Raw genomic sequence first — 12,531 nt, 5'->3', positions numbered from 1 at the left:
TTGGTCCAAACATGGCAACGGAATTGAGTTTGGCCACAAGCTGGGACTCGAAACAGCAGCTCGCCCCTGCGGCGGAGCAGCATGCGGTCGATGAAGCGGTCCACGAAAAGACGGCGGAGGAGATCAATACCGTCCCGGGGACCGCAAAGCGACCCTATCCTGCGCCGGCGGAATTGCCGACGCAGAAGGGCCCGAAAGGAATCCAGTTCGATTTCAACGATGGCTGTCGCGTTCTCGTTCCCGAAGCGAGACAGCCTTGGCGCGTTCGTCTCAGTGATCTCGAAACGGGAAACATTCTGTTCAATGCCGAACTCAAAGCAGGCCGAATCAATAGCACCAAGCGTTATTTTGTGCCGATCCGTATCGAGGTCTGGTCCGGTAGCGCCCAGGTTTTCATTCACGAATATTCAGCAGAGGGACGAGATGTCCTGATTCAATTCCCCGTAGGTACTCTCGGAGACTCATTGGGCTGGTTTCCGTATGCCGCGAAGTTCAAGGAAAAACACAGCTGCCGACTCACCTGTGCGATCGGCGAAAAGCTCATTCCTCTGCTGAAGCCAGCCTATCCTGACATCACGTTTCTGACGCACGAAGAGGTCAAGCCCGAACGCTATTACGCGACATATTCGATGGGATTGTTCTTCGACGACAACGAGTGCGTGCACCAGCCGTGTGACTTCCGGCTTGTTGGCTTGCATCGTACGTCAGGCTACATCCTCGGGGTCGACCCAGAGGAGACGCCACCATCGATTCGCTTGGAAGACGCTAGTCGACCAATTCCCGAACGGTACGTCTGTATTGCAGTTCAGAGTACTACACAGTGTAAATATTGGAATAATCCATATGGTTGGAACGAAATTGTCTCCTTCTTGAAAGCTGCAGGGTATCGTGTCATCTGCATCGACCAAAAGCCGATACATGGCAACGGACTGATATGGAACTACATTCCTCATGGTGCCGAGGATCAAACTGGAGATCGGAGCCTCCAGGAGCGCGCCCGCTGGCTCAAGCATGCTGATTTCTTCATTGGCTTGTCAAGCGGACTTTCTTGGCTAGCGTGGGCCTGCGAGGTCCCTGTCGTGCTCATCTCCGGATTTACTCATCCAACGAATGAGTTTTATACGCCGCATCGGGTAATAAACTATCACGCATGCAACTCCTGCTGGAACGATGTGCGTGTTCGCTTCGATCATAACGATTTTATGTGGTGTCCCCGTCATAAGGACACACCCCGCCAGTTCGAATGTACGCGGCTCATTACCGCTGATCAGGTGATGGCCGCCATACGTCGAATTCCGAGCTTCACGTCACGACGCTAATTGAGTGGCTCGATAGTTTGTTGGCAGAGGAGGAGACCGATATCGGCTTGACTGTCTGAAGCCTCCGGCGACGTGTGGGCTGGCTATGGATCATAATACGCATCGCTCAACGTGGAGCCGAGATGGTCAACCCTAGGATGGTGCGGGCATCAGCAGAAATTCACTTTTGAAATCAAGAGCCCTGGAAAGCTGGTGCGGGTGCCTAAATCATTGATCTTGATCCGTGTTTTCGCCCCTGTCGTGCCCACCATCGGCGCAAATCGCCGGTGACCCAGCCTGGTCCGATTTCTTGATCATTAAAGATCCTCCGTCATGAACGCGCGGTGACCGGTGCGGTGCTGCGGACGTGCGCAAGGCGATGGCTATGTCGACGCGAGCGCAGTTCGTCTTGCCGCCGGGTCGCCGTGACCGGGTCAGGCCTAGCCTGAACCGGCAATCCGTGCTGACCGCTTCGGTCGCTTCTGGCCTTCTCCGTCATTGCGAGGAGGACTTGCGACAAAGCAATCCCAGCGTCGCATGCATGCTCCTGGATTGCTTCGTCGCAAATGCTCCTCGCAATGACGACCGTGGCGAAGCTGGCCGCACCACCAGAGCTGTCATCGCCTGGCTTGATATACACTTGACCGGGCGATCCAGCATTTCGAGACCGCGATGCGTCCTCGAGAGGCCGCGGCGTACTGGATGCCCGCCTGCGGGGGCATGACAGCGGAGGTTGCCGCCGTTCCGGTCATCGCGAGCGCCGGCGATGTGTCCGCCGAAGCCCGGGCGGGCGTAGGTGGACGCGATCCAGGGGCCCACCGAAGGACGTCACGCGTAGCTCTCGGATTGCTTCGCTTCGCCGCTTCGCTCGCAATGACGGCGGCCAGAGTGTGAACATGGAGTCGGTGCATGGCTTCGCTGCCTCGCGGCGCGCTTTCGCGTCCGAGCGTTGCTGATCGATGTCCCTCCTTGGAAGAGGGCACGGGGAATGCCGGGCGCTGGCCGCACCCATGGCCCGCCTGCAGAAAAAAGCAGGCGGCAGTCACCACAGGTTCAGCCGAGAACACCCGGCATTCCCCGCGCGATGGTTTTGACGGCTGCTTCGCGCTCTTCCCGGTGCGCCGGACTTTCTGGCCACCGTTTCGCAACACCGCGCTTGCGCGCGTTGCGCGGGACACCAGCGTCGGGGTGTCAGGACCACGCGACTTGACCGTGCGCATGTCTGTCGTTCGTCGGCATGGCAAGCCACGCTGCGACAGCCACACGCCCACCGCATCCCGCCTCGACGTTCGTGACGACCGCGAAGCGCCCCTCGTGTGAAACGGGACGGTGACAATAGAGCATAATTTCTGGAAAAAAGAAAGAAGAATTTCGTCGGCGGCACGGCTATCGGGTCCGATGGGCGGCATCACCGCATCAAGCGTCCGTTTCGGGGCGCCGAGTGCTGCTGCACCGGGGGCAGGAGACGCCAAATAGTCCGCGCTCAGGCTGGCTTCCTGGCGCTGGCTGGTCCTCGTTTTTCAGGGACATCGTGGCCGCTCGGCGGACGACGCGCCGCTATCCGAAGGATGGGATCGTCAGAGCAACGACTTGCTCATCAGAAAGGTCGATCCGTCCGGACGGTCTTCGAACCGGACGAGCGCGTAGCCGAGCTTGGCATAGAACGGCCGTGCCGTGATCGATGACGACAGCGAGAGCTGGGACAATCCCTTGCTGGCGGCGTGCCGCTCCAGGTGTTGGACCAGACGGCGTCCGATGCCTCCGCCCTGATGTCGGGGCGCAACAAACATGGAGTGCAGTCTCCCGGCATCGGGGCTGATCGTCGCAAGGCTGACCGTTCCGAGAACGCTCGCCTCGCTGGCGGCCACGAACACGTCCCGCTGCGACATTTTTTCGATGACCTTGTCGCGGGTGAAATTCGCACAGATGGCGTCGATGATCGCCGGACCGTAGTCGCGCGAATTTGTCGTGCGCACCGCGTCCTGAATCAGCGCGCTCAGCGCGTGCGCATCGTCTGTCGTCGCCGCGCGGATGAGGGGATGGATCATCGGCAGAGGTTAGACCTGGATTGCCGAGGCTGTCACGACGGCAGGGGACCGCGGGCAGAGCATGTCTCGAGAGACGGTGCGCACCGCGCACGATGCAACCGAGCGAGACCAGACCGTGTGTCGCGCATCTCAGCCCATCTTGCGGACAGCGTCAGAACACATCGATCGTCGGAAACCGGCCGTCGCCGGTGATGCAGTGCCACAGATAGATGGCGAGGCCGACGTCGCCAGTCCACAGTGAATAGCGGCCGCGGCCGGCAGCCATCCGGGCGCCGCGACATTGGACGATGGCCGTCATGGCGAACTGGCGTGCGCGATCGAGCCACATCGGATCCGTCGTGCGGCGATAGAGCTTGAGGAAGGCGTAGCCGTTTCCGGCGGTGCCATGGCAGAGGCCGGGGCCCTTGCTCAGCGGGCCGGCGGTCCAGGTGAAGCGGCCGCCATCGAGCAGCAGCGCCTCGAACTCCGGGCTCGTGAACGGCGCGTCGGCAAAGGTCGTTACCATGCCCGGCGCGCCGTGACAGTGCTGGCAGATGAACAGCCGCTTCTCGCGCTTGCTGCGGTGGCCCCAGGTCGTTCCGATGTCGTAGCGCCAGGCATTCGCCTCCAGCGCCTTCGGCACGAAGTCGGCGACGTGAGCCTGCTGCGCTCCGGTCAGCCAGTCCCATCCGAGCAGCAGCGGGATGACGTTGCCGGCGAAGCCGTGGACGGGGCCGAGAAAGCGGTCCTTCGCGCCATAGAGGTCCTGGGTCCATAACGGGCCCTGCGGCGTGTCCTCCAGTTCCGACAGCAGGCGCGCCGCCTGCACGTCGAACAGGCGGCGCCAGCGGTCGTCCTCCGTCATGCGGGCCATGTGGACCGCCGCGATCATCGAGCCCGGCAGACCCCACATCAGCTCCCGGATCGGCAGTGCGTTGTTCTTCTCGGCGTGCCAATGGACGAGATCGGCCAGGGGCGACGCCGGCGCAAGCCGCATGGCGAGAAGTGCCGCGCCCATCTCGCCGCGCAGCAGCGAGCCGTGCTTGTCGTAGTCGGCCGGCGCATGGGTGGCGTGGTCGATCACTGTCCGCTCCATCAGCCGGAGGAGCACCGGACGAAAATCCGCCCTCGCGTCGGTCGCGCCGATGCGATGCAAGTAGTCCAGGGCCCAGATCACGCCCGCGGCGCCAGTGTAGAAGCTGGGATCGCCGTCGGTCTTGCCGTCGTCGCTGGGATGGGCCGGCCAGAACTGATCGGGATCGAACCGGGCGATCGCGTCGGCGACGATCTCGTCGATTGCGGCGCGGACGGCTCGCTCGCCCCAGGCGCTGTGTACCAGCGGCCGATGGCGGCCCGGGGTGATCATTGCGAGGCTTCCGGTTGCGCGGACATCCATCGGCGAGAGATAGCATGATGCCGGGCGTCCGCCGAGCCCGGCGGCGGCTCGCACTCAGCGGAGTCCAGTCAACGAGCTCATCGCCCGTCAGCCAGATGGTCGTTACGCCTCGCAATCAAGCGCCGATGGCACGGACCTTGTCGTCGGGCGGGGTCGCTTCCAAGCGCCTCCAGAACACGATCTTGTCGTCGCCGTCGCGATAAAAGTCGCGGATGCAGGCCTCGCGCGTGAAGCCGCATCGGCGGTAGAACGCATGCGTGCCGCCGAACTTGGGCAGGCCGGAGGTTTCGACGATCAGGACGCGCTGATGTTGTGCCGCGAGCTCGCGCACGATGAGATCGATCAACGCAGCGCCGTAGCCGCGCCGCTGACGATCGGAACGGACGGCAATGAGGCAGAGATTCCAGGTCTCGGACGTCATCCGCTCCGGTGCATAACAGGCGACGCAGGCGGGCGTCGCATCGTCCAGCACGACCCATCGGTCGGCGCTGGTGCCTGCGAGATAGCTCCCGGTCAACTCGTCCAGCATCTCCGGCGGAAACAGCGCCGTCGATGCAATGACCGCCTTCAGGTCCTCCACGTCGTGCCGGGTCATCGCGCGGATCCGCGCGTTGGTGGTCTCGACGGCCGTCTGATCGGGTCCATGCGTGACATCCGTCGGTTCAAAACGCTAAGCGCGGGTGTCCGAAGGCTGCGCCGTCCCGGGCCTGAACAGCCTGACGATTCCGGTGAGATTGTCGCCGCCGAATCCGTGCGCGAGGGCGGATTGCATCACACCGGCGGCGGCTGTCGTCATGGGCATGCCGGCAGCGACCGGCGTGCCGAGCTGGCGCACATAAGCGAGATCCTTGGCCACGAGCTCGACGGGAAACAGCGGGGCGAAGCGGCCCGACAGCATCGCGCTGGCGGCGCCTTTGGCCGCCGCGCTCGCAACCGGCGTTGCGCCGATGATCTCGATGGCCCCCGCGATGTCGGCGCCCGCGGCGTCGAGCGCGCCGATCAGCTCGGCCATGGCCGTCACCTGGACGGCGAACAGCGCGTTGATGGCGAGCTTGAGCAGGGCGCCGCTGCCGACCGGGCCGGTGCGGTGAACGGCACTGCCCATGCATTCCAGGACGGGCGCGGCGAGCGCAACGTCTGCCGCGTCGCCTCCCGCCAGGAAGATCAGCTGACCGGCATCGGCCTGAGGGCGCGACCCGACAACGGGCGCATCGACGAAGCGGATGGCGCGCGCGGCTGCGTGGCGGGCGAGATCCTGCACCCAGGCGGGCGACAGAGTCGAGCTCTCGACGGCGATCGCTCCCTCGCGCATGCCGTCCAGCGCACCGGTGGCCGGGTCGAGCCAGATCTCGCGCGACGTGTTGTCGTCGCGCGTCATGGCCATCACGACATCGGCCTGGCGCACGGCCGCGCGCGGCGTGTCCGCCACCACGGCGCCGGCCGCGACCAGCGCTGCGGCACGCTCGGCCGAGCGATTCCAGACCGTGACGCGATGGCCTGTCTTGAGCAGGCTGGCCGCCATGCGCGAGCCCATGGCGCCCAGGCCGAGGCAGGTGATGTTGCTCATCGTCGATTCCTTGTTGGTCGATCGTGGTCGATCTCTCGTACGGTGGGACGTGGTTGCGGTTCGGTCAGGCGGGCTGCTGGGCGCCGACGGCGCCGGCAACGAGCGTCCTGATCCGGCTGGCGGCTGCGGCGCGGCCGTCTGCGACTGCGGCTGCGTCCGCGGTGGTCTGCTCGATCGGCACGAACGTCACGTCGGCGATGCCGAGAAAGCCGAGCAGGAATTGCAGGTAGGGCTGCACGAAATTGGCCGGGGCGAGCGGTCCGTCACCGGTGTAGCCGCCGGCGCCGGCAGCGGTCACGACATAGGCGCGCTTGCCGGGCAGCAGTCCGGCGAACCGGGCGCCGTCGAAGCTGAAGGTCTCGTTGATGCGGACGATGTGATCGATCCAGGCCTTCAGCGCCGACGGGATCGAGAAATTGTACATCGGCGTCGACAGCAGCAGCACGTCGGCGCGGCGGATCTCGGCGATCAGCTGATCGGACAGCGCCGTCGCGGTCCGGAGTTGCGGCGTCATCTGCGCGGGCGGCGTGTAGTAGCCTTGGATCGTGAGCTCGGAAATGTGCGGGACCGGCGCGTCGACCAGGTCACGGACGACGATCTCGGCTTGCGGCTCGTGAGCGAGCCAGCCGGATACGAACAGATCGGCGAGATCGCGCGAGAACGAGCCGGTGTGGCGTGCGCTGGCGTCGATGCGAAGCAGGCGGGTCATGGATGGGCCTCCGATGTTGGACCGGCTGCATCCTGCGGCCAACGACCCAGGCGGAAAAATCGAGTATATTGCATTTTAATCATGCATCTTCCGCACGAATGGGGTCCGACATGGATCTGCAGGCGATCCGCATCTTCGTCGAGGTCTTGCGTCTCGGCAGCTTTGCCGCCGTGGCGCGGCAGCATGCGGTCGATCCATCGACCGTGTCGCGCACCGTCGCGGTGCTCGAGGAGCAACTGGGTTTCAGGCTGTTGCAGCGCTCGACGCGCCGGCTGACCGCCACCGAGGCCGGTGTCCGGTATTTCGAGCGCGTTCAACCGCTGCTCGACGAGCTCGACCGCGCCGAAAGCGAAGCGCGCGATATCGTCGCCGCGCCGTCCGGCCGTTTGCGCGTCACCGCGTCGGTGGCGTTCGGCGCGACCGTCGTCGTGCCCCGGCTCGCGCGACTGCGGGCGCTGCATCCGGCCCTCGACATCGAATTGATGTTGAGCGATCAGATCGTCGATGTGGTCGCGGAGCGGATCGATATCGCGATCAGGCTGGGCGCGCGGCTCGACACCGGCCTGGTGGGCACGCGGCTGATGCAGACGCGCTATCATGTCTGCGCCAGCCCGGACTACATTGCGCGGAACGGCAAGCCGGCGCGCCCCGAGCGTCTCGAAGACCATGACTGCCTGCTGTTTCCCTATCAGGGCTTCCGCACGCAATGGCGCTTTCGCAGCCGGGGCGGTGCGGTCACCGAGGTGCCGGTGAAGGGCGGGATCGTGATCTCGAATGCGCTCGCCCTGCACCGCGCGGCGCTGGAAGGGCTTGGACCGGTGCTGCTGGCGGACTGGCTGGTCGGCGCCGACCTGAAGCACGGCCGGCTGGTCAACCTGTTTCCGGGCTACGAGGTCACCGCCACCGCGTTCAGCACGGCCGCGTGGATCCTCTATCCGTCGCGCAGCTACGTCCCGCTCAAGGTACGCGCCTTCATCGACTTCATGAAGGCAGAAACCTCCGCGAAGGGGGCGCGCCGGGCTTGACGGTCGTGGCGGCGCACGCGCGCGGCCATCTCCGCGCGGAGCATTGATCGTCAGCGCCTCCAGACGAAGGGCCTTGAAACGGGTCGCCCGTTACGGCTTCGCTGGCTCGACCGTGACCTGCGGAACGCGGCCTTGCGGGCGCCCGGGTGATTTTCGACACGGCCACACGACTCGACGGATGCCAGCGCGGCAAGGCATCCGCCTTTCGTGAACTCTCTCGACCTGGCGGAACATTGCAGACGGCCATCGGTTCCCCCAAGTTCCCAGCATGCATGTCGCCCAACTGACGTTGCTCTTAAGAGGGGTCTGCCGATGTCACCGCCCGATTCCGTCAGGAGTGCTCACGACGGTCGCCAGCGCAGGCTGCTGATCGTGCTGGCTCTGGGATTTATCGCCTTTGGCGCTGCTGCGGCCGGGCTGTTCTACGTGTTGCAGCCGGATACTCTCCGGATCGCCGTTGGACCGGCCGGAAGCGACGACCACCGGGTGGTGCAGGCGATGGCCGACGCCTTCGCCGAGGAAAGCAGGACCGTCAGGCTCTCTCCGGTCACGACCGCGGGGGCCGCCGAATCTCTTGCCCTGCTGACTTCGGACAAGACCGACCTCGCCATCGGCCGCGGCGATCTCAGCATGCCGCCCGACGCGCAGACACTGGCGGTGCTGCGAAAGAACTATGTCGTGCTGTGGTCGTCTTCGGGACGTCGTGGCGACGAGCCCCGGAAGAAGGCCAACGGCAAGATCGGAGAGATTGCCCAACTGGCTGGTCACAAGGTCGGCATCGTCGGCAAGACGGGCGCGAACGTCGCCGTCCTCCAGGCCATTCTCGAGGGCTCAGGCGTGGCGCCAGACAAGGTCGCCACGGCGCAATTCGGGACGGACGAGATCGACAAGCTTGCGCAAGACCCGACCCTCGACGCGTATCTCGCCGTCGGTCCGCTCGACAGCAAGATCACGGCGGATGCCATCGCCGCGACCGCCCGGGCGCGCGGAGCTCCGACGTTCCTTCCCATCGATGCCTCCGAAGCCATTGCGCTGAAGCACCCGCGCTACGAGGCGGAGGAAATTCCGGCCAGCGTCTTCAGCGCGAAACCGGCCTGGCCGGAGGACAAGGTCGACACGATCAGCGTGAACCATCTGATTCTGGCCAAGAAGGAATTGTCGGAAGCCAGGGCGGCGGCCTTCTTCCGGCAGCTCTTCGCGGTCCGCGACACGATCACGCAAGGTCTCGCCGGCGCCGCCCACATCGCGAAGCCCGATACCGAGAAGGAGACCGAACCATCCGTGCATCGCGGCGCCGCGGCGGTGATCAACGGCACCGAGCGAACCTTTCTGGACAAATACAGCGACTACTTCTGGTTTGCCCTGCTCGTTCTCTCCGGCCTCGGTTCGGCCGCCGAATGGCTGCGCCGCTATCTGAATCGGGATGAGCCGGACGACGACACCAGCCGCCGCAGCCGCGTTCTCGCCGCGGTGTCCGAGGTTCGCAATGCCGCGTCTGAGCAGGATCTGCTGACATGGCAACGCGAGGTCGACGCGATCATCGTCGAGACTCTCAAGGGCTATGACGACGGCGCCATCGACCAGGACGACCTGAGCGCATTCAGCCTGGTGCTCGAGTTGTTCAACCACGCCGTTGCCGAGAGGCGAGCGACGCTGCAGAGCGGCGCCGCCGATCAGCCATGGACAACAGGTCCAACTCTCGCCTCCAGGCGATAGGGCGGGGCCTGACGAGGATCATCGGCGCGTCGGCCTGCGGCAATCGGACGTCTGCTTCTGGGGATCAACCGTGGGTCGCCCATCATCGGACCAAGCACTGTCTCTGACTGATGTCGAACCCTGAAGTCGTCGCAGCCGACGTCTGCCTATTGAGGGTGCCCGGAAATAAGTCGTCGCATGGCGGACGGTCGCTTCTGACCGGTGAGAAGTCGGGCTATCACTGCGCAGAGCGTGCGGGGGCGCAAACGTCTGGACGCAACGTCTCGCTCGAGACCATTTTGGTGTAGTGTCTCGGCCAAGTCAGAACTGTCCCATCTTGCCAGGAATGGAGCAAACCGCATGCGACTCCAGATTGTTGCGCTGGCAGCATTGCTCGCGTTCAATCCGCTCCCGTCTCGCGCCGAGCAGGCGGATTGCGGCACGCCAGCGGCCCTGGACGACGGCTGGACGATCGCGAGGCCGGACGAGGTGGGCCTCGATGGGGCGCGTCTGTGCGCGATCGCCGAGCGGCTCAGGGTGACGAATGCGAACGTTCATGGCGTGGTGATCGTCCGCCGCGGCAAGCTGGTGTTCGAGCAGTATTTCGCAGGCTACGATGAACCTTGGGGCGGTGATTCAGGGCGCTACGAATTCAAGGCCACGACGATGCACGACCTGCGCTCGATCACGAAGAGCGTCGTGTCGCTCCTAGTGGGGATCGCGCTTGATCGCAAGCTGATCGAAAGCCTCGACGAGCCCGTCACCAAATACGTCCCGGACTATTCGGATGTGAAGGCAGCTGGCTGGGACAGGATCACGCTGCGGCATCTGATCAAGATGTCGTCCGGCCTGCAATGGAATGAAAACCTGCCGTGGGACGACAAGAATGACGAATGGCATCTGGTGAATGATTCGGACCCGCTGCGTTACGTGATGCAGAAGCCGTTCGTTTTCGAGCCGGGCACGTTCTTCACCTACAATGGCGGGGGGACCGAGCTCCTCGGCAAGGTCATCGAAAAAGCGTCCGGGAAACGGATCGACGTGTTCGCCGACGAGGTGCTCTTCAAACCGCTCGGGATCACCGATTGGCAGTGGAAGGACTATCGCAACGGCCATCTGGCCAAGGCCTCCGGGCTGCGCCTGCGTCCGCGCGATGCCGCAAAGATAGGGCAGCTGATTCTTGACGGCGGCGAGTGGCAGGGGCGCCGTATCCTCCCCTCCGCGTGGATCGCCGAATCGATCAGGCCCCGGCTTCAGGCGACGAACATGTTCGGTGGCCTGTTCTTTTATGGCTATCAATGGTGGATCGGCCGCTCGCTCGTCAACGAGCGAGCGGTCACGTGGATCGCCGGTCAGGGCCTGGGCGGGCAGCGATTGGTCATCGCTCCAGCCGAACAACTCGTGATGATGGTCACCCAGGGCCTCTATGGCAGCGCGCGGCAGGGGCAGGCGACGTTCGATCTGCTGGCCAACTTCGTTCTGCCGACGGAGCTTATCGAGGGGCCTCGCTGACGGCCTGCTGCGACAGAGCCGATATGGCAGATAGTCCAGCGGGCTCGGTCGAACTGCGACGCCCCCCGCTCAGAAAAAGCCGGGACTGAGGTCGACGCCGTAGGTCATCGTCATTGCAACGACGAACAAGCCGGCGGCCAGCAACAGCAGGAGCTGCTTGAGCAGCGCGTCTGAAATGCGATCCGATCTGTCAGAAAAGGCTTTTGAAACAACTTTGGCCAGAGCCGCCATTCGCGACCTCCATCTCGCCCCAATACAAAGTCAGTCGGTCGGGCGAGCGCAAAGGTTCACGCCGGCAAGGCGATAGAGGCCATTTACAGGGCGGGCAGTCTTGTCGCGGCCTGCAGACGCGCAGGCCGCGATGGCTTCACCTCAGATGAGGCGAGGAGTCGACATGGTCCGCGTGGTCGCAACTAGCGCGAGCTTTTCGACCGCCTGATGTCGGCGACCTTGAACTTGCCCCCGGCCATCAGGCTCGTGCAATGCCACCAGACCTTGTTGCGATCCCAGCCAAGGAAGCGCTTGGTGTCGTGGCAATCCGCATAGTCGGTGTAGGTGAGCGTGTCCGTGCACTGCGTGTCCATCTTCTGGAATTCATGGTCGGACGCGTTGCATCCGACCCAGGGCTTGTTGCCGGTCGGGAAGCTGGTTTCGCAGCCACCATCGCAGCTCGAGGCGGACTTCTCGAGCTGAATGAACTTGCCCTGGATCGCCGCCGTCTGGGCCGACATCCTCATCTCGGCGCCCAAGGGCGTGAAGTCCGCGTCAGCCTTCGGCGCAGCGGTCGACGCGACCCTGCGCGCGGTCGACGGGCCCGCCGCCTCATGCGGCCGATGCGGCTTCGCCAGCTTCGGTGCGTCGACCGTGACGCTCGGAATCGAGGTGGCGGGTGCGATCTGTGATGCTGCCGGGCCGCACAGCAACACGGCTGCCAACCCAGCGACGGCTGAGGGCACGACGACGCTTAACGACTTTCTCATGACAACGTCCTTTCCCGGGCGGCCGCAGCCCCCGCTTGCGTATACCACACCGAATTACCTATCACGAATTCGGGAACAAGGCTACGGGAGCGCCGCGAAAAATCATGGCCCGCCAACATGCGACGGCCGCAGGACGTGGACTGATGACGATGCGTGGCTGGTCTGGCCTTGAGCCCACCGAGGCTCGGAAGCCGTGGTCCAATCCATCCATCGGAACGTTTTGAGCTGCTTGCTCCGGAGGTCGCTTCGGAGGTTCCTATGGATCGGCCATGAGCGAAGCTGATAGAACCGACCCGACGCAGTCAGAAGGATCACAACAACA

Annotated in this window: 11 protein-coding genes; 4 read left to right on the top strand and 7 right to left on the bottom strand. The window is 64.2% G+C overall.

Features of this window, described 5'->3' with window-relative positions:
- Positions 1–11 precede the first annotated feature (11 nt).
- Positions 12–1,319 (top strand): autotransporter strand-loop-strand O-heptosyltransferase, encoded by a 1,308-nt coding sequence (locus BRADO_RS34470; RefSeq protein ID WP_012029731.1) that lies wholly within the window; start codon positions 12–14, stop codon positions 1,317–1,319.
- Positions 1,320–2,875: 1,556 nt separating this feature from the next.
- On the opposite strand, the gene BRADO_RS28815 is transcribed toward BRADO_RS34470, so the two are convergent.
- From BRADO_RS28815 to BRADO_RS28795, 5 genes are all read right to left on the bottom strand, one after another.
- On the bottom strand, positions 2,876–3,346 hold the full coding sequence (locus BRADO_RS28815; RefSeq protein ID WP_012029729.1) for a GNAT family N-acetyltransferase: 471 nt from the start codon (positions 3,344–3,346) through the stop codon (positions 2,876–2,878).
- Positions 3,347–3,497: 151 nt separating this feature from the next.
- Complete coding sequence (locus BRADO_RS28810; protein ID WP_012029728.1) at positions 3,498–4,691, bottom strand: LanC-like protein; 1,194 nt, start codon at positions 4,689–4,691, stop codon at positions 3,498–3,500.
- Between the two features lie 145 nt (positions 4,692–4,836).
- Positions 4,837–5,316 carry an N-acetyltransferase gene (locus tag BRADO_RS28805; protein WP_012029727.1) on the bottom strand — a complete coding sequence of 160 codons (480 nt, stop codon included), beginning with the start codon at positions 5,314–5,316 and terminating at the stop codon, positions 4,837–4,839.
- Positions 5,317–5,391: 75 nt separating this feature from the next.
- Positions 5,392–6,288: an NAD(P)-dependent oxidoreductase gene (locus tag BRADO_RS28800; protein ID WP_012029726.1), complete on the bottom strand. Its 897-nt coding sequence runs from the start codon at positions 6,286–6,288 to the stop codon at positions 5,392–5,394.
- Positions 6,289–6,352: 64 nt separating this feature from the next.
- Complete coding sequence (locus tag BRADO_RS28795; RefSeq protein WP_012029725.1) at positions 6,353–6,997, bottom strand: FMN-dependent NADH-azoreductase; 645 nt, start codon at positions 6,995–6,997, stop codon at positions 6,353–6,355.
- Between the two features lie 2 nt (positions 6,998–6,999).
- Between BRADO_RS28795 and BRADO_RS28790 the strand changes: the two genes are divergently transcribed.
- The 3 genes from BRADO_RS28790 to BRADO_RS28780 all read left to right on the top strand — a co-directional run bounded on the left by BRADO_RS28790 (position 7,000) and on the right by BRADO_RS28780 (position 11,229).
- Positions 7,000–8,022 (top strand): LysR family transcriptional regulator, encoded by a 1,023-nt coding sequence (locus tag BRADO_RS28790; protein ID WP_244422910.1) that lies wholly within the window; start codon positions 7,000–7,002, stop codon positions 8,020–8,022.
- A 312-nt stretch (positions 8,023–8,334) separates the two neighbouring features.
- Positions 8,335–9,738, top strand: a complete 1,404-nt coding sequence (locus tag BRADO_RS28785) for a TAXI family TRAP transporter solute-binding subunit (protein ID WP_012029723.1) — start codon at positions 8,335–8,337, stop codon at positions 9,736–9,738.
- Between the two features lie 339 nt (positions 9,739–10,077).
- On the top strand, positions 10,078–11,229 hold the full coding sequence (locus BRADO_RS28780) for a serine hydrolase (RefSeq protein WP_050781051.1): 1,152 nt from the start codon (positions 10,078–10,080) through the stop codon (positions 11,227–11,229).
- A gap of 69 nt (positions 11,230–11,298) precedes the next feature.
- Here the strand turns inward: BRADO_RS28780 and BRADO_RS35190 are convergent, their stop codons facing one another.
- A complete protein-coding gene (locus tag BRADO_RS35190) occupies positions 11,299–11,460 on the bottom strand; it encodes a hypothetical protein (RefSeq protein ID WP_012029721.1) in 162 nt (53 codons plus the stop codon).
- Positions 11,461–11,642: 182 nt separating this feature from the next.
- Positions 11,643–12,209, bottom strand: coding sequence for a hypothetical protein (locus tag BRADO_RS28775; RefSeq protein ID WP_041757091.1), 567 nt, complete (start codon positions 12,207–12,209; stop codon positions 11,643–11,645).
- Positions 12,210–12,531 lie beyond the last annotated feature (322 nt).

The organism is Bradyrhizobium sp. ORS 278 (genome assembly GCF_000026145.1).
GTDB lineage: Bacteria > Pseudomonadota > Alphaproteobacteria > Rhizobiales > Xanthobacteraceae > Bradyrhizobium.
The sequence above is the reverse complement of the archived record's forward strand: the minus strand, read 5'-3'. Positions and strand labels throughout refer to the sequence as shown.

Excerpts from the sequence above, each read along its gene's own strand:
- BRADO_RS34470 (WP_012029731.1), top strand. The coding sequence starts at position 12 with ATGGCAACGGAATTGAGTTTGGCCACAAGCTGGGACTCGAAACAGCAG.
- BRADO_RS28815 (WP_012029729.1), bottom strand. The coding sequence starts at position 3,346 with ATGATCCATCCCCTCATCCGCGCGGCGACGACAGACGATGCGCACGCG.
- BRADO_RS28810 (WP_012029728.1), bottom strand. The coding sequence starts at position 4,691 with ATGATCACCCCGGGCCGCCATCGGCCGCTGGTACACAGCGCCTGGGGC.
- BRADO_RS28805 (WP_012029727.1), bottom strand. The coding sequence starts at position 5,316 with ATGACCCGGCACGACGTGGAGGACCTGAAGGCGGTCATTGCATCGACG.
- BRADO_RS28800 (WP_012029726.1), bottom strand. The coding sequence starts at position 6,288 with ATGAGCAACATCACCTGCCTCGGCCTGGGCGCCATGGGCTCGCGCATG.
- BRADO_RS28795 (WP_012029725.1), bottom strand. The coding sequence starts at position 6,997 with ATGACCCGCCTGCTTCGCATCGACGCCAGCGCACGCCACACCGGCTCG.
- BRADO_RS28790 (WP_244422910.1), top strand. The coding sequence starts at position 7,000 with ATGGGCCTCCGATGTTGGACCGGCTGCATCCTGCGGCCAACGACCCAG.
- BRADO_RS28785 (WP_012029723.1), top strand. The coding sequence starts at position 8,335 with ATGTCACCGCCCGATTCCGTCAGGAGTGCTCACGACGGTCGCCAGCGC.
- BRADO_RS28780 (WP_050781051.1), top strand. The coding sequence starts at position 10,078 with ATGCGACTCCAGATTGTTGCGCTGGCAGCATTGCTCGCGTTCAATCCG.
- BRADO_RS35190 (WP_012029721.1), bottom strand. The coding sequence starts at position 11,460 with ATGGCGGCTCTGGCCAAAGTTGTTTCAAAAGCCTTTTCTGACAGATCG.
- BRADO_RS28775 (WP_041757091.1), bottom strand. The coding sequence starts at position 12,209 with ATGAGAAAGTCGTTAAGCGTCGTCGTGCCCTCAGCCGTCGCTGGGTTG.